This is a genomic window from Neisseria sp. (assembly GCF_041804105.1).
Classification (GTDB): Bacteria; Pseudomonadota; Gammaproteobacteria; order Burkholderiales; family Neisseriaceae; genus Neisseria.
Window position 1 is genome coordinate 1 of the sequence record NZ_JBHCJY010000096.1, and the last position, 16,924, is coordinate 16,924.

A 16,924-nucleotide genomic window follows, 5' to 3' on the forward strand; every position below is an offset into this window, starting at 1 on the left:
ACAGCGATTTGGTCGGCAAATACGTCAACATCGCCGCCCATGCCGCCGGCTTTATCGCCAAACGCTTCGAAGGCCGTCTGAAAAACGTTTCCGGCAGCGAATTACTGGCCAAACTCGCCGCACAATCCGAAGCCGTCGCCGCCGACTACGAAACCCGCGAATACGCCCGCGCCCTGCGCGAAATCATGGCGCTGGCCGACATCGTTAACGAATACGTCGACGCCAACAAACCGTGGGAGCTGGCCAAACAAGAAGGCCAAAGCGAACGCCTGCACCAAGTGTGCAGCGAACTCATCAACGCCTTCGCCATGCTCACCGCCTACCTCGCGCCGGTATTGCCCAAAGTGGCCGAAAACGCCGCCCGATTCCTCAACCTGCCTGAAATCACCTGGGCCAATACCCGCGAAACCTTGGGCGAACACACCATCAATAAATATGAACACCTGATGCAACGAGTGGAGCAAAAACAAGTGGACAACTTAATCGAAGCCAACAAACAAAGCATTCAGACGACCTCTGCCGCAGCCGCACCGGCCGAAACCAACCAACACGCCCCCGTCGCCGAACAGGCTGGTTTCGACGACTTTATGAAAATCGACATGCGCGTGGCCAAAGTGCTCAACTGCCAAGCCGTCGAAGGCAGCACCAAACTGTTGAAATTCGACCTCGACTTCGGCTTCGAACAGCGCGTGATTTTCTCCGGCATCGCCGCCAGCTACCCCAACCCCGCCGAACTCAACGGCCGCATGGTCATCGCCGTTGCCAACTTCGCCCCGCGCAAAATGGCCAAATTCGGCGTATCCGAAGGCATGATCCTTTCCGCCGCCACCGCCGACGGCAAACTGAAGCTGTTGGATGTGGATGCAGGCGCGCAGCCGGGGGATAAGGTGGGTTAACGCCTGTTAGCGTAATGATGAAAAAAGGCCGGCTGAAAAACTTTCAGACGGCCTTTAGTTTCAAATAAACCTTACACATCAAAACCATGTAGGAAAAATGGTGTGCCGTTGTCCCATTTAACTAAATGATCACCTCTACCGAGCAGGTTTTCGGCACCAGTCTCTCCCAAAATCATTTCCGAGGAACCTGGTTTGGATACTTTCAACGCAATTCTGCTTGGAATATTGGCACGAAGCCGCGCGCTAAATGTTTTGGAGTCAGGCTCTTGAGTTGCCATAATCAGGTGGATACCGGTTTTGCGGCCTTCCTGCAAAAGCTGAACCAATGGCTTTTCCGCTTCTTTATCGTTATCCAACAAAGCAGCCAGTTCTTCCACCAGAATAATCAGATATTTTGGCCGAATATTTTCGGGCAGTAAGCGAATTTCTGTTGCATTGTATTCTTTCAGCATATTTAAACGGTTGTCCATTTCTTCGACAAATGTTTCCAACAAGCCGCGCGTTTCATCACGATTACCGTGAATTTCACCATTCCACAAATTCTGCTTGTCTTTGAAAACGGCGTAATCATTAGCAGAATCAAAAATAGCGATTTCTGCTTTTTCAGACGGTATTAACTCAAACAAACTGTGCAACAAAGTGCGAACCATCACAGATTTTCCTGCTCCTGTTGTACCACCCACCAAAATATGGCGCGCTTTGTGCAAATCATCAAATACAGGCTTACCTATTTCATCAGCTCCCAAACACAAAGGCAGAACAGCATTACCGCTGTACTGTTGCAAGGCAGTCTGCAAAAATACTTTATCCAAATGCTGCCAAGTATTTTCAGGACGTTTGATTTTTAATTTATAAGCGTGTGACAACCCCGTTTTGCGTTCGGCCACCACCGCATTCTCTTCCATGCCCAATGCCGAACAAAACCGCTCATGGATTTTGTCCCAATCGTTGTACTCGGAAAACTGCAAAAGATAAAAATCATAGCGTACCCCACTTTCCTGAAATACCAGCCTCTGTACACCCTTTCCCATACTTTGCAGGACTTTGGTCATGGTTTGGACCAAATCGCTTTCCAACGGCCTTACTGGATCAGAACTGGAACTGAAACTATTCGGAGACTTTATCACTCTACGTTTCTCCGAGTTCTTTGCTGCCATTTTCACCAGCTCACTTAAAAACTCCTGCCGTTGCGCTAATTCAGAATCCGGCTTAAATTCTTTGCAACGCTGCCAAAATTTATCCAATTCCACCGCGCCAGTATGCCAAAGGTTATGGATATAATCGCCCAAGTCATTGGCCGTACAAGGGCTACCTTTGATTTCAAACAGAGTATCGCTCAATACCGCCAGCCACAAATGATGATATTCCTGAAATGCGGTTTTAAATCCGCCTGAAGAAATTTCTGTACCTGCCGTATCAGGAGCCGGTATGATTTTTCGTTGCTCATTTTGCCCATATTTATGAATTAAACAATAGGACACACACAACATTAGCCAATCGTAATGATTAGGTAAAGTAGGCAGCGCACCCTCATATTCCAATTTCTGTTTGATATCTTTGGCTTCTTTACTGGAACGGATACGTTTATCCATTAGTGTGTGGTAGAGTTCTTCGTCCCATTCCTTGCCGTTTTCGATTTGATACATGGTTTTCTCTTTTAAAAATAAGCGTTCTCAGTAATATTAGAGCGTGCGCCAACGCTGTCCAAAATATCGGCTTTCACTAGATAAGTTTTGCTGACATAAGCCTGTAATGATTCTTTAATTGCAGGGGTTACTTCGGCATCCTGAGATAGCAAAATCACCTGCTGATTCAGTTTCGCCCAATGGCGGAATAGATTGTTGCGGCGTTGATTGTCCAAACGTGCTAGCGGTGTATCAATTACAAATGGTGCTTGATAGCGCGTTACTTCTGCCAAAGCTGATACCAGCGACATAATCAGAATCTGCATCTGGCCTGCAGATAATGCGCCGTTAAACTCCGCACCGTTTCGGCCGAACAAGGCCATTTTGCCGTTGTCGTTGATATGGATTTTGTGAATGCGCTCGTCAGTATAAAGTTCGTGGTTAATCCGTGTGGCCGCCTCACTTAAAAGCTCGTTTTTCTGTTTCAGCAATTCCTTGCTTAAGGCTTCAATCATATGGCCGACTTTTTCCGCCCGCTTTGATTTCAGCAGTTTTGGATTGTTTCTCTCAATTTCGCTACGTAAGCGTTCGACATCTTGCTGTTTGCGCTCCATCTGCATACGCTGGCGGTTTGCATTGGATTCGCATTGGCCGACCTTATTTGTGCTTTCATTCAAATCTTGCTGTACGGTTTTTAACTGTTCTATTAAATCTTCATGATTGGAATGGCGTAAAATTTCTAAACGCGTATCAAGCTGCTTTTCTTCATGTTCGATAATGTTGATTTCCGCCAAAACATCTTCAATTTTTTCAGACGATATAGTTGTAAGGTTGTCAATTTCGCCTTGGATTTTGGCAATTGCTTGTTGGGAAAGATAATTGTGCTGAATAGGGTCGGCACAATTCGGTGGCAAGGGATAAAATAGCCGTTTCCAACAATCATCAACCGCTTCTTTCATTAACGGGTCTTGCAGAATCACTTCTGCTGAACGCCCCAATACTTCCTTAACTTTATCGCTGCCGACAAAAGTCTGCCAAAAATCCTCTAGGCGTGAAGAAACCTGGTTACGGCCTGCTTCATGGTTTAAACGGTTTAAATCGGCAGTCAGAGTATTGGAAATTTTTTCTAAACGTTCAGATGGCAATAAAGCCAAAGGTAAAGCTAATACTGCATGCTGAACTGTATTGCGCAAATTTTCGCGCCTTTTAATGAGATTTTCTTTTCTTGCCAGTAAATCTTTTGATGTTTCAATATCCGAACCGCCGCCAAGTTGGGCAGTCAACTCTTCAAATTGTTCTTCTAAATTCCGCTTTTCAGCTAATGCATCTTCTAATTGTTCTTTCAAAATGCCATATAAAGTTTCCAACTGTGAAAGCTCTTTTTCGGCTTTCTGCAAATCTTGTACTGCACGCTGCGAAGCATTTGCGCTGATTAAACTTGTGCGATAGCGTTTCAAATCATCTTTCAAACGGCCTAATAAATGCACACCTAGTAAACCTTGTAAAGCCAGCCCCAACCATTCGCCGGCACCACTGACCGAACCTTTGGCCATTTGGCTGATTTTCTCGCCGTCAAAAAAGAAATAAGGTGCGTAATCAAAAGGTAAGGCGTAATCATTGAGGTAATGTTTAATTTCTTCTTCGGCTATCGGCTGTTCGCGGCAGTCTGAAATCAGGCTGGCGCGTACTTCATTATTGCTACCGTCCCATTCTCGGTTGCGGTTGAAAAACCATTTGCGGCCAATTCTCAAGCCAACCAACTGGCCACGCTTGCGCTGCATTATTTCGATTTCCAGTTCCATTTGATACAAACCAAAGCGGTCGTTTGCTTCATGAAAAAGAGCTTGGCTCAAAAAGCGCGGGTATAAAACCTCATCACTGCTCAAACCGGCACGTTTGAAATAGCTAACCGCGTCTTTGTCGTAGAGTGACAAATAAATTGCCTCTAACAAGGTTGTTTTGCCGTGACCGTTTTGTGCACCGATAAGTACAATGTTTTTATTATCCGATGGCTCGGGAAACGTAAATTCTGCATCGGCATAGGATTTAAAATTTTTTAGTTTGATTTTGCTGATCCACATGCCTTATTTTCTCCAGTAGTGTTCGTTATCAAAAATTTCATCAAAAGTTGCATTCATTTGGCGACGGCGTATGCTTTCGAGCTCTTCGCGCTCCCAAGCTACCAAATCGGCCAAGGCATCGATTTCTATGCCGTGTTCGGTGGCTACCTTTTTTAAAATTTCATGCGATTCTTTATCGCTCCACAGCAGCAAATCACTAATTTGTTCTTGTGTTTCGGGAGTCATTGGTTTTCCTTTATCAAAATGTTTCCAGACAGTTTTTTCTTACTGTGTAACTGAATCAAATCTTCTGCCCAAATCTGTTTAATCAAATCGATTTCTTCCTGGGAAATCAGTTCGCTGCCGTAGATTGTCTGAATGTCGAGCAGCCGCCGCAAAATCATCTGCCGTGCTTCCACCGTAAACGGGCCGGGAATATGTTTGCCTCCTTTAATGGTTACCGTACCGTTGCGCCGTTCAACTTGGCGGTATTCAGGCTTGTTGCGGATTTCTACCAACCAATCGCGAAATTCAAGCAGCGGTTGATATTCGGTTTTGCCTACATCCACAAAACCTTGCAGGCTTTTATCTTTATTGACTACAGTACACGTCCAGCAGCCAAAGCGGCTGGAGTTGGTGCCGCAGCCCGGCGCTTCCTCCTGTGATAATACAATTGGGCATTCACCCCCCGCCGCTTCGCGGTAAAGTTTGATTAGTTCGCTGTGCGTACCGCCCCATGGCGGGTTGTGGGATGCAAGAAATTCCCAAACATCGTCGGTAGACAAATCAACAATAGGTCGGTAAACAAAGGCATTTTGTAAGCTGCCATGTGGTGTGAGGTTGGTGTTGCCGATATTTTTATGGCTGTCGATACTGGCTTTTCGGGTAGAGGATTCATCTTTGCGGACACCTAAAACAATAATGGCCGCACCATTAGCATCAACAGTTTCTTTAATGAATGTGCTGGTCGGTTCGATTTTGAGGCGGTCAGTACACCAGCGCATATTACGATTGGGTGATGGGTAACCTTTGCCAATTAACAGCGTCCAAAAGGTTTCAGAAATTTTCGGCGTAGTTACACGCCCGTTAACAGGTAGTTTATATATTTGCGCGGCATTTAGAATTTTTTCTAAAGTGCCGCGCATATGCTTCACCACAAGAGGGCTTTCAACCAACGTATCATTGGAAACGAAATAAACTTGTCTTTGTCGCAAACTGGGGGGGAGCTCCAGTAGCGCTTCAAATACAAGATGGGCGACTAAAGTACTGTCTTTGCCTCCAGAAAAAGTAACAATCCACGGATAACTCTGCGCTTTACTGAGATACTCGTCGATTATTCCGTTATGGATAACGTCAAATGGTGTTTCAAGGAGAATGGGGATGGCTGTCATTAATTCGGCTGATAGTTAAAATATTGATTTGCACCTAAAACAGGTGCAAATAGTATTGTACCTAAAATCGGTGCAATGACAAACCTGCGCCTTTCCGTTCATTCCGACGAACATATGTATCTGCGGCAAATCCTAATCCAACGCCGGCTGGAACTGGGTTTGTCGCAACGTGCTTTGGCCGATAGACTGAATGTGATTCATTCTTTTGTGGGTAAGGTAGAAACGGGAGACAGGCGATTAGACATATTTGAGTTTGTAGAATATTGCAAAGGTTTGGAATGGGATGCATCAAATGTGCTGAGAACTATAATTGAAAGAAGAAAATAAGATGTAATGGATTATAGTGACAGAGGTTTCAGGCCGTCTGAAAGATTTCCAGACGGCCTTTCTTCATCTGCCTTTATTTGCTTGTTATTCGGGTTTTTTCGCACTCAGGCTTTTGGCGGTTTTGACGAGTTCCACGAATTCTTCACGCAGTCCGTAGGGGTCAGGGTTGGCTGCGGATTGCGCCAGGGAGAGGATACCGTTCCAATCGGTTTTACCGCTGTATTGGCCGCCGCGGAGCTGTTGGCCGTAGGATGCGGCGGCCAGTGCAAGACGGGTGTCTGCAGATGCCTGAGACAGGGGCTTACTACCTTTGGCAACGGGCTGGCTGATGAGTATGCTTTGGTTTTGGCCGGGCAGTTTGTAGCGCAGTTTGACGAAGGCGTATTCGTTGCTAAGGCCGTCTGAAACTTTTGGGGTGGCTTGATAGCGTGATTCGGCCAGCCAGCCTTTTTTACCGGCGGGAATGATTTCGTAGAGTGCGGTTACGCTGTGGCCGGCGCCGATGTCGCCTGCGTCAACTTTGTCGTTGTTGAAGTCTTCCTGCTTGAGTGCGCGGTTTTCGTAGCCGATCAGGCGGTATTCCTTAACGGCGGCGGGATTGAATTCGACTTGGATTTTCACGTCTTGTGCCACGGTTGCCAAAGTGGATGTAAGCTGGCGCTGCAATACTTTTTTGGCTTCGTTTCTGTTGTCGATGTAGCTGTAATTGCCGTCGCCCGCGTCGGCAAGCTGCTCCATCAGGTGTTCGTTGTAGTTGCCTGTACCGAAGCCGAGGGTGGTGAGCGAGATGCCGGATTTGCGTTTTTCGGCAACCATGCTTTTTAAGGTATTGAAGTCGGTGATGCCGACGTTGAAATCGCCGTCGGTGGCCAGAAGGATGCGGTTGATGCCGTTTTTGACATAGGCTTTCTGCGCTTCTTTATAGGCCGTCTGAATCGCTCGTTCTCCCGCTGTCGCACCGCCTGCCTGCAATTCGTTGATTGCGCGGAGTATGGTGTCTTTTTCTTTACCCGAGGTCGGCGGCAGTACCACTTTTTCGCCTGCGGCGTAGGTAATCAGGGTTACTTTGTCTTGCGGGCGGAGCTGTTCGGTTAAGAGACGCAGGGTTTGTTTGACCAGCGGCAGCTTGTTTTCCGCATTCATGCTGCCGGATACATCCACCAGAAAAACGAGATTGGCAGGCGGCAGGGATTTTTGTGCCAAATCTTTGGCCTGTATGCCGATTTTGATGATTTCGGCGTTTTCCTGCCACGGTGAGACCACGGTTTCGGTGTGGACGGCAAACGGTTTGCCGCCGGTCGGCTGCGGGTAGCGGTAGTCGAAATAATTGATGATTTCTTCCACCCGCACCGCATCGGCGGGCGGCAAACGGCCATCGTTCAGGAAACGGCGCACGTTGGCGTAGCTGCCGGTATCGACATCGATGCTGAAGGTGGAAACGGGGGTTTGCGCCACGGCATGCACGGGATTGGTTTGGATTTCGCCGTATTTTTCGGTGTTTTGAACAGGGCGCATGCTTTCTGGAACAGGCATGGTAATCATGACCGTTTTGCCGCCGATACCGGCGCGGGCATCCATCATCGGTGCTACTGCCTTGCTGCGCATTGCGGCCTGCGGTACGGCAGCGGCTTGCGGCTCTCCGATATGGTTGTTGACGGTTTCGGCGGCATCGGGCGCGGGGCTTGAACAGGCCGCTAAAAACAGGGCGGAGGTTAAAGCGGAAACGGCAAATCGGCGGGGAAACATGGTTCTGCTCCGGAAGGTTGGAAAAAGTTTACGATAGCATATAAAAGGTTGGGAGTGTGCATACATTGAGGCCGTCTGAAAAATATTTTCAGACGGCCTTTTGATGTGCGGAATGCGGGTTACATCAGATTCAAATCGCTGATGCGGTCGAACAGTTTGTCGGTGTTGCCGCCTTCTTCGTGCAATTGGATGGCGAGGCGCAGGTCGTTGGCGGATTCGGCTTGGCGCAGGGCTTCGCTGTATTCGATGTGGCCTTCGGTGTAGAGTTTGAGCAGGTGTTGGTCGAAGGTTTGCATGCCGTCGGTGGTGGAGCGGGTCATCAGGTTGCGCAGTTCCATCAGGTCGCCTTTGAAGATGGTGTCCTGTACGGCAGGGGTGTTGATGAGCAGGTCGATGGCGGCGGTTCGCTGTTTGTTTTTCTTCACGGCCAGGCGTTGGCCGACGATGGCGGTCAGGTTGAGCGCCAAATCCATCAGTACCTGCTGTTTCCGTTCTTCGCCATAGAAGTTCACAATCCTTTCGATGGCTTGCGATGCGTTGTTGGCGTGGATGGTGAATACGCACAGGTGGCCGGTTTGGGCGAGCTGCATGGCGTATTCCATGCTGGCTTCGCTGCGGACTTCGCCGATACATACGACATCGGGGGCTTGGCGCATGGCGCTTTGTACGGCGATTTTCCAGTCGGACGTGTCGATGCCGACTTCGCGCTGGGTAAAGATGCAGCGGCGGGGCTGGTAGATGTATTCGATGGGGTCTTCGATGGTAACGACGTGGCCGGCGACTTTTTGGTTGCGGTAGTCGAGCATGGAGGCCATGGTGGTGGATTTGCCCGAACCGGTGGGGCCGGCGAGAATCAGCATGCCGCGGGGGGTCAGCGCGAGTTCGTGCAGTTTGTCGGGCAGGCCGAGTGTGCCCATGTCGGGGATTTTCTGGTTGATGCGGCGCAGTACCATGCCGACGCGGCCTTGTTCGCGGTAGGCGTTGACGCGGTAGCGGGTGTTGCTGCGCGACTGTACGGAGTAGTTGATTTCCAGTTGTTTGGCGAACTGCTCGAGCTGGTCGGTGTTCATGGTGGACTCGACGATGGCGGCGGTGTCGGCACCGTTGAGTGCTTTGTGGGGCATGGGGGTCAGCGTGCCGCCGACTTTCATTGCGGGCGGGAAGCCTGCGCTGATGAAGATGTCGGACGCGCCTTTGGCTTCGGCTTCGGCGCACATTCTGTCGAGAATAGGGTGCAGGTGGGAACCGATTTCGGCGGGGGTGGGGATGTGGTGTTTCTGTTTGTCGGAATAGGCCTGAACCATTTCGGCAAGCAGGCCGTGCAAGGCGTTTTGGTCGCTCATAATGTTCTCGTTTCTGTTGTTTTGTTTGTTGTCGGGTTGGCCGGACGGTGTTTTCAGACGGCCTTCAATACGGTTGCGTCTTAAACCGGTGTTTGGATGCCTGCAATCTGTTCTTTATTGGATTTCAGACTAAGACTAGGATTTCAGACGGCATCGGCCGGGCGCTTGACGATTGGTTTTGGGCTAACCGTCTAACCGTTTCCAAGGCCGTCTGAAAACTTTCTGCCTGCCCGGTTTTACAGCAAGTCTGCGTTTTGCGCTTTGCTGCGCGCCACTTCGGGGCTGATAACGCCTTGGCGCAGCAGGGCTTGCAGCGATTGGTCGAGCGTCTGCATGCCGTGGGCCTGGCCGGTTTGCAGGGCCGAGTTGATTTGGGCGATTTTGTTTTCGCGGATGAGGTTGCGCACGGCGGCGGTGGACACCAGGATTTCGTGCGCGGCCACGCGGCCGTTGCCGTCTTTGGTTTTCAGCAGGGTTTGCGAAATCACCGCACGCAGCGATTCGGACAGCATCGAGCGCACCATTTCTTTTTCGCCTGCGGGGAATACGTCGACGATACGGTCAACCGTTTTGGCCGCGCCGGTGGTGTGCAGCGTGCCGAACACCAAGTGGCCGGTTTCGGCGGCGGTGAGCGCGAGGCCGATGGTTTCGGGGTCGCGCATCTCGCCCACCAGAATCACGTCGGGGTCTTCGCGCAGCGCGGATTTGAGCGCGTTGGCGAAGCTGTGGGTGTGTTGGTGCAGTTCGCGCTGGTTGATCAGGGCTTTTTTGCTTTGGTGGACGAACTCGATGGGGTCTTCGATGGTGAGAACGTGGGCGGGCTGGGTTTCGTTGATGTAGTTGATCATTGCCGCCAGCGTGGTGGATTTGCCCGAACCGGTGGGGCCGGTTACCAAAACCAGACCGCGCGGGTTGTCGGCGATTTTCTGGAAAATGCGCGGGGCTTTGAGATCTTCCAGCGTCAGCACGGTGCTCGGAATGGTACGGAACACGGCGGCGGGGCCGCGGTTGGAGGTGAATGCGTTGACACGGAAACGCGCCACGTTGGGCAGTTCGAACGAAAAGTCCACTTCCAAATCCTGCTGGAACAGCTTGCGCTGGTGGTCGTTCATCACCGAAGTCACCATGTTGCCCACTTCTTCGGGGCTCATTTCGGGCAGGTTGATGCGGCGGATGTCGCCGTGCACGCGTATCATGGGGGACATTTCCGAGCTTAAATGAAGGTCGGAGGCTTTGTTTTTCACGCCGAATGCGAGTAAGTCGGTAATCTGCATAATGTGCCTTTGTTGTTAAAGTTGTTTAGAATGGTTCGGGAACGGGGCTTTTCAGACGGCCTGTGCAAAATCTGCGGCCGCAATCCCCGTTCCGCCCGGAAAGCCGACGACAGGCTTCTGTATTGCGGGCGATAGTCAGGGCATTTATTTTAAAGAGATAAACACCGCCGACCAAGCGAAATTTTAAGAAATTGCGTAAAACCGCAAATTTAGGAAAAGAACCATGACCCGATTGCAACAGAATTACCGCAACGTATTGCTCGGCATCCGCAACGCCGAAGCCGCGGCGGGCCGCGAAAACGGCAGCGTGAAACTCGTTGCCGTGTCCAAAACCTTTCCCGCAGCCGACATCCGCGAAGTGTATGCCGCAGGATGCCGCGATTTCGGTGAAAACTACATTCAGGAATGGCTGGCCAAAACCGATGCGCTCGCCGATTTGCCCGACATCGTCTGGCACGTTATCGGCGACGTACAGTCGAACAAAACCCGCTATGTGGCCGAACGCGCGCATTGGGTGCACACCGTAGGCCGTCTGAAAACGGCGCAGCGGCTCAGCGCGCAGAGGCCGTCTGAAATGCCGCCGTTGCAGGTGTGCATCGAAGTGAACATTGCGGGCGAAGCGGCCAAACACGGCGTGCCGCCCGAATCGGCCGTGGCCTTGGCGGCGGAAACCGCCAAGTTGCCTAACCTGACCGTGCGCGGTTTCATGTGCGTGGCCGAAGCGGGGGCGGACGACGAAGCATTGCGCCGGCAGTTCCGGCGGATGCAGGCATTGCTGGCCGATTTGAACGCGGCGGGCGTGGCTGCGGACGTGCTGTCGATGGGCATGACGGCGGATATGCAGCAGGCCGTCGCATGCGGCGCCACCCATGTGCGGGTCGGCACGGCGGTATTCGGCGGGCGAGATTACGGTTGAGAAAATCGGGAGTGGATGGAAGGCCGTCTGAAAATATTTTCAGACGGCCTTTGAATATACGGTTCCATTACAGCCGTTTGCACGGTTACGTTCCGCGTATGAAACGAACCGTGCTGACTGCCAAACCATAGGCCGTCTGAAAACCGTTTTCAGACGGCCTGTGGTTTGGGCATTATCCCGATTTTTGATATACTTACTCTAAATGTTCTCTTTTCGGGTTTGCCATAGCCGAACCCGTCCGAATCAAACCTTTGTTTTCAAAGGTTTGCTCAATCCTACCCTGCGGGGTCGATACGTCTTTTTTTGTTTGCAGGTATTCATGCCGCCGCAAAGAGCGGTTGCTTCCAAACCCGTTTGTTTTCCTGTTCCTGCCGCTGCGGCAGGTTCAGACGGCCTGTTGCCGTCGGGGAAAGCTTTAGGGCGTTCCGTCTGTTTTTAACATGCATCCGTTTTCTGCAACCCTTTATCCGCCGTAGCCGGAAAAGGTTTGCGGAAGCCGCGGTGCGGTTCGGGCGTCCTGTACTTCAAGGAGGATTTCATATGGACTTTTTTAACAAACTCCGCGCTTCGACCACGCTCAAGGCGTCGATTTTCCTGCCGTCGGTGGTGTTTATCGCGGCGGTTACGCTGTATTGCAGCGTGTGGCCGAAACACGCTCAGGCGGTGTTTGATGTGGCGAAACTGGGTGTGTTTGCCAATTTCAGTTGGTTTTACCTGTTTGCCGTGTCGCTGTTTTTTCTGTTTTTGGTGTTTTTGTGCGTCAGCAGCTTGGGCGATGTAAAGCTGGGCAACGACAACGATGCACCGGAATTTTCGTTTTGGTCGTGGTCGGCGATGCTGTTTGCGGCGGGCATGGGCATCGGCCTGATGTATTTCGGCGTGGCCGAACCGATGCTGCATTATCTGAAACCGGTGCAGACGGGGCTGTCTGACGCGGAACGGTTTAAAGAGGCAATGCTGATGTCGTCGTATCACTGGGGCATTCATGCGTGGTCGATTTATGCGGTTATCGGTTTGGCGCTGGCGTATTTCGGTTTCCGCTACAAGCTGCCGCTGACCATCCGTTCGGGTTTTTATCCGCTGCTGAAAAACAGGATTTCGGGCTTCTGGGGGCATGCCATCGATGTGGTGGCCCTGTGCAGCACGATTTTCGGCCTGTCCACCACTTTGGGTTTCGGCGCGTTGCAGCTTACCGCCGGCCTGAACAATCTGGGCTGGATAAGCGGAACGGGGCCAGGCATTCAGACGGCCATTATGGTTACGCTGATGGGTTTGGCCGCATTTTCGGCGATTTCGGGCGTGGCCAAAGGCGTGCGGATTCTGAGCGAAACGAATCTCTATATGGCTTTTGCGCTGCTGGTGTTCGTAACCGCCGCAGGGCCGACGCTGCTGCTGCTGTCGGGTTATACCGAAAACATCGGCTATTATTTCAGCAACCTGCTGGAAACCAGCTTCCGCACCTTTGCCTACGAACCGGAAAAACAGGGCTGGCTGAGCAGTTGGACGGTTTTGTATTGGTCGTGGTGGGTATCGTGGGCGCCGTTTGTGGGCATGTTTATCGCCAAAATCTCCAAAGGCCGCACCATCCGCGAATTCGTATTGGGTGTGCTGTTTATCCCGTCGCTGTTCAATATCTTATGGATGACTGTGTTCGGCGGCACCGCCATCTGGATTGACGGCCAAAGCGGCGGTGCGCTCGCCGCCCTGCAAAACAACACCGATGCGATGCTGTTCCGCTTTTTCGAATTCCTGCCGATGGGCGATGCCGCGTCCGTACTCGCCATGGCCGTGATTTCGATATTTTTCGTAACTTCCGCCGACTCGGGCATCTTCGTCATCAACAACATCGCCGCGCAGGGCGAAGACCGTGCGGCCAAATGGCAGAGCGTGTTTTGGGCGGTGCTGCTGGTGGTGCTGACCCTGTCGCTGCTGCGTTCAGACGGCCTTTCCGCCCTGCAGACCATGACCCTCATCATCGCCCTGCCCTTCACCGTCATCATGCTGATGCTCTGCTTCGGCCTTTGGCGCGGCCTGATGGTGGACAGCCAGTATTTCAGTAAGGAATTCACACAAGGCAGCCAGTTTTGGACGGGGCAACGCTGGAAGGAACGCTTGGCGCAAATCATCACCCAGCCGAAAAAAACCGACGTGCACGCCTTTATCCGAAACACCGCCGAACCTGCGTTTGAAGCACTCACCGCCGAATTCATCCGCCACGGCCTGACCGCCCACTGGCAGTACAACGAAGGCAAATACCTGCAAATCGAATTCGTCATCACCAACGACAATATGCGCAATTTCCTGTACGGCATCGAATGCAAACCCCGCTACCTTTCGCCTTTGGTGGTGGAAGACAGCAACCTGCCCCACATCGACACCGACCGCGTCTACGAACCCCTGAGCTATTTTCTCGACGGACGCGAAGGTTACGACGTGCAGTACATGACCAAGGAAGAACTCATCGCCGACGTGCTGAAACAATACGAACGCTACATGAACCTGGCCATGGACCATGCGCACGAGCTGATGATTAACGAAATGACTTAGACCTGTTTTTTGCAAGGCTATTTACCGCAAAGGCCGTCTGAAAACCTTTTCAGACGGCCTTTTCGTTTCCTGATGCGTTATGACGAGATTGTCACGCATTCCCAAACGGATATTGAAATGATTTCATCCTGTACAAGCCGTTGCTAACTTCAACCCAATATTCTGTTTTTTAACACAAAACGCTGAAACCAAATATGGGCGCGCCTGTCTACTTTCCTAAGTATTATGTTGATACGTATGCTTAATTCAAATGTATTTTTTATTTTTATTTATGGAGATTGTTATGAAAGAATTGAACAAAGTGGATTTGGAGCAGGTTTCCGGAGGTGGTAGGGTAATTTGTGGGGGTTGCTTTCTCAATAGACTTTTTGATGAGTGGGGCTGGTATTAGTAACTTCTAAACATAACAAGGCCGTCTGAAACATTTTTCAGACGGCCTTTTTTTGTTTGTACATCCGTATCCGTTACCACATTTCTTCAGAACAACGCCAAACTCACCTGCCGAATCCGGTTTTCATTGTCCAACACGCCTGCGCTCTGCAACAGTTGCAGATAAGACTGGATATAGGTGTATTTCGCCTCGGCCAGTTTTTGCGCTGCGTCGGCCATCGCCTGCTGCGCCTGCATCTCTTCCAGATTGTTGCGCACTCCTACCTGACGGCCGATCTGCGTGGCCTCCAGCTTGGCTTTGTTGCTGTCCAGCAGCCGCTGCTGCGCCATCGCCTGCATCCGGCCGCCGCGTGTGTTTTCATAAGCCTGTTTCACCGCCAGCCGCACATTGCGCTCCGTTGCCGTCAGCAAATCTTTGTTCTGCATCTCGCGCGATGCGGCTTCACGCACTTGGCTGGACAGCCGTCCGCCCGTAAACAGCGGCATGCTCAGTTGCAGGCCGACTGTCGAACCCTTGCTGCGGTATTTCATATCGCCCGCACCGCCGCCGTAGGTGTTGTGGTTGTCCTGATAGCCGCCGGAAAGCGTAAGTGTCGGCCAGCGTCCGCTTTTCGCCGCTTTCAGCCCTTCGGCAGCGTTTTCCAGCGTTTTACGCTGCAACCGCCATTCGGGATTGTTGGATTCCGCCAAAGCCTGCCAATCCTGTTCCGAAGTCTCGCCCAAAAGGTCGGCGGGAATTTTGCCGCCCTTAATCGGGCTGATTTCGGCAGGATCCAAGCCGGTCAGGTTGGCCAAAGTTTCGTTGGCCACCAACAGCTTATTATAGGTATCGACTTCTTTGGCCAAAGCGGAGTCAAACCCGGCTTCCGCTTCTTTGGTGTCCAACACCGTTGCCGCGCCCTGTTTGAACATTTCCTGCGCCCGTTTGTATTGCTGGGAATAGGCGGCCTTCTCTTCCTTTATCGCTTCCAGTTTGTCGCGGTTGAGCAAAACATCGAAATAGGCCTTCGCCACATCCATCCGCAGCTTGTCCTCATTGCCTTCCAAACGGATATCCGCCATCTGGGCCGCCAGCTTGCCCTGCTTATATTGGGAAAAACGGCTTTTATCAAACAATACCTGCCGCGCCTGCACATCCCAGCCGACCGACTGGGTGGTGGATGACAGCGATTGCGGCTGTCTCTGGTAATTGCCGTTGGCCGTAATCTGCGGCAGCAACTCCGCCCGTGCCTGGTTTTTCTTTTCCGCTTCCGCATCCCGCTCGTTTTTCGCAGCGGAAAAATCGGCGGAATAATTCAGAGCGGCCTGCCAAGCATCGGCCAGCGTAAAAGCGTGTGCGGCAGGCATCGCGGCACAGGTAAGGGAAAAGATGAACGGTATGGTTTTGAATTTCGACATGGCAAATAAGATTACAGGTTGAACATACCTGTTTAGAGCGTATTTTTTCCGATTAGTTTGCAACCCTGCCGAAACAGGCAGAAACAAACCCGTTTCGGGTTAACGTAAACATACTTAAATTTCCATGAAAAATAATAACCATAAAAATAATTTAACATGACCATGTTGTGCTACACTGTCCTAAAACCCGATATGTTGCACCTTTTGAGAAATATTATTGATTTTATTATGAAATTTTCAAAACAAACATGACCATGCGATAGAAGAAACTTAAACCGTCTTTTCGGAAAAATAACCCGAACGCGGGGAACGAAATCGGAAAACAACTGCCTTACAGTACATCGATGCCTGAAATTCAGCATACGATAAACATTTAATATTTTATTAAGGAGTTTATGATGAAACCTTTGAAACAGCATGAATTGGAACAAGTGGCCGGTGGTTATGACTGGAATGATTTTACAAAAGATGTGAAAGATGGCTGGAATGCATTCTTAGATAGTTTGTCGAACGGTAACGGTGTTGACGGTACTTTTAAAAACATTGTTGATGCTGTAACCAACAACTAACCCTTATTTAGATAAGAAAAGATTGTTATGAAACCTTTGGGTTTGAAAGAATTGGAACAGGTTTCGGGCGGCGACGTTTGGATTCCTGAGCAATTTGGATTTTATCCGCGTCGAATAGCTTTGGCTTATTCGGATTGAGAAGATTTAATCTATATTTAGACGGGAGAAATGAATTGTTTGATTTTTTTGTCTCTCCTGTCTGAAATTAATAAAAGAGATATATAATTTCTTTTATTTTTACTAAAATGACATAGGTCATTTATTTTTAATTTATTATTTTAAGGAGTATATTATGAAAGAATTGAATCTGAATGAACTGGAAGCAGTAACAGGTGCAGGACGTGCTGGTGTTACCCTTTTCGGCTTTGATTTCGGTATTTACTGGTAACAGCTACTAGTTTTCTAATCTGAATTATTTTTAAATTTTTATCTTTATTTTAAG

At 50.4% G+C, this 16,924-nt stretch carries 13 protein-coding genes; 5 read left to right on the forward strand and 8 right to left on the reverse strand.

Features of this window, described 5'->3' with window-relative positions; genetic code table 11:
- Positions 1-896: methionine--tRNA ligase subunit beta (metG, locus tag ACEYDX_RS08715; protein WP_373741630.1), on the forward strand; the 896-nt coding region annotated here is incomplete at its 5' end.
- Positions 897-967: 71 nt separating this feature from the next.
- Here the strand turns inward: metG and ACEYDX_RS08720 are convergent.
- From ACEYDX_RS08720 to dndC, 4 genes are read right to left on the reverse strand one after another with little or no spacing between them, the layout of a single operon-like run.
- Entirely contained in the window at positions 968-2,542 is a 1,575-nt protein-coding gene (locus ACEYDX_RS08720) for an FtsK/SpoIIIE domain-containing protein (RefSeq protein ID WP_373741631.1), read from the reverse strand.
- A gap of 11 nt (positions 2,543-2,553) precedes the next feature.
- Positions 2,554-4,602, reverse strand: coding sequence for an AAA family ATPase (locus ACEYDX_RS08725; RefSeq protein ID WP_312265609.1), 2,049 nt, complete (start codon positions 4,600-4,602; stop codon positions 2,554-2,556).
- A gap of 3 nt (positions 4,603-4,605) precedes the next feature.
- A complete protein-coding gene (locus ACEYDX_RS08730) occupies positions 4,606-4,827 on the reverse strand; it encodes a DNA modification system-associated small protein (RefSeq protein WP_303090488.1) in 222 nt (73 codons plus the stop codon).
- Positions 4,824-5,972 carry a DNA phosphorothioation system sulfurtransferase DndC gene (dndC, locus tag ACEYDX_RS08735; RefSeq protein ID WP_373741632.1) on the reverse strand — a complete coding sequence of 383 codons (1,149 nt, stop codon included), beginning with the start codon at positions 5,970-5,972 and terminating at the stop codon, positions 4,824-4,826. The genes ACEYDX_RS08730 and dndC overlap by 4 nt, the downstream gene beginning before the upstream one ends.
- A gap of 75 nt (positions 5,973-6,047) precedes the next feature.
- Here dndC and ACEYDX_RS08740 point away from each other — a divergent pair, with 75 nt between their 5' ends.
- Positions 6,048-6,299 (forward strand): helix-turn-helix domain-containing protein, encoded by a 252-nt coding sequence (locus ACEYDX_RS08740; RefSeq protein ID WP_373741633.1) that lies wholly within the window; start codon positions 6,048-6,050, stop codon positions 6,297-6,299.
- Between the two features lie 84 nt (positions 6,300-6,383).
- Here the strand turns inward: ACEYDX_RS08740 and ACEYDX_RS08745 are convergent, their stop codons facing one another.
- From ACEYDX_RS08745 to ACEYDX_RS08755, 3 genes are all read right to left on the reverse strand, one after another.
- Complete coding sequence (locus ACEYDX_RS08745) at positions 6,384-8,045, reverse strand: von Willebrand factor type A domain-containing protein (protein ID WP_373741634.1); 1,662 nt, start codon at positions 8,043-8,045, stop codon at positions 6,384-6,386.
- Between the two features lie 119 nt (positions 8,046-8,164).
- Positions 8,165-9,388, reverse strand: a complete 1,224-nt coding sequence (locus ACEYDX_RS08750; protein ID WP_373741635.1) for a PilT/PilU family type 4a pilus ATPase — start codon at positions 9,386-9,388, stop codon at positions 8,165-8,167.
- 236 nt (positions 9,389-9,624) lie between these two features.
- A complete protein-coding gene (locus ACEYDX_RS08755; RefSeq protein ID WP_373741636.1) occupies positions 9,625-10,662 on the reverse strand; it encodes a type IV pilus twitching motility protein PilT in 1,038 nt (345 codons plus the stop codon).
- A 223-nt stretch (positions 10,663-10,885) separates the two neighbouring features.
- Here ACEYDX_RS08755 and ACEYDX_RS08760 point away from each other — a divergent pair, with 223 nt between their 5' ends.
- On the forward strand, positions 10,886-11,578 hold the full coding sequence (locus tag ACEYDX_RS08760; protein ID WP_373741637.1) for a YggS family pyridoxal phosphate-dependent enzyme: 693 nt from the start codon (positions 10,886-10,888) through the stop codon (positions 11,576-11,578).
- 540 nt (positions 11,579-12,118) lie between these two features.
- Positions 12,119-14,125 carry a BCCT family transporter gene (locus ACEYDX_RS08765; protein WP_373741638.1) on the forward strand — a complete coding sequence of 669 codons (2,007 nt, stop codon included), beginning with the start codon at positions 12,119-12,121 and terminating at the stop codon, positions 14,123-14,125.
- 477 nt (positions 14,126-14,602) lie between these two features.
- Here ACEYDX_RS08765 and ACEYDX_RS08770 read toward each other — a convergent pair whose 3' ends face one another.
- Positions 14,603-15,913: a TolC family outer membrane protein gene (locus ACEYDX_RS08770; protein ID WP_373741639.1), complete on the reverse strand. Its 1,311-nt coding sequence runs from the start codon at positions 15,911-15,913 to the stop codon at positions 14,603-14,605.
- A 398-nt stretch (positions 15,914-16,311) separates the two neighbouring features.
- Between ACEYDX_RS08770 and ACEYDX_RS08775 the strand changes: the two genes are divergently transcribed.
- A complete protein-coding gene (locus ACEYDX_RS08775; protein WP_373741640.1) occupies positions 16,312-16,482 on the forward strand; it encodes a hypothetical protein in 171 nt (56 codons plus the stop codon).
- The last annotated feature ends 442 nt before the right edge of the window (positions 16,483-16,924 follow it).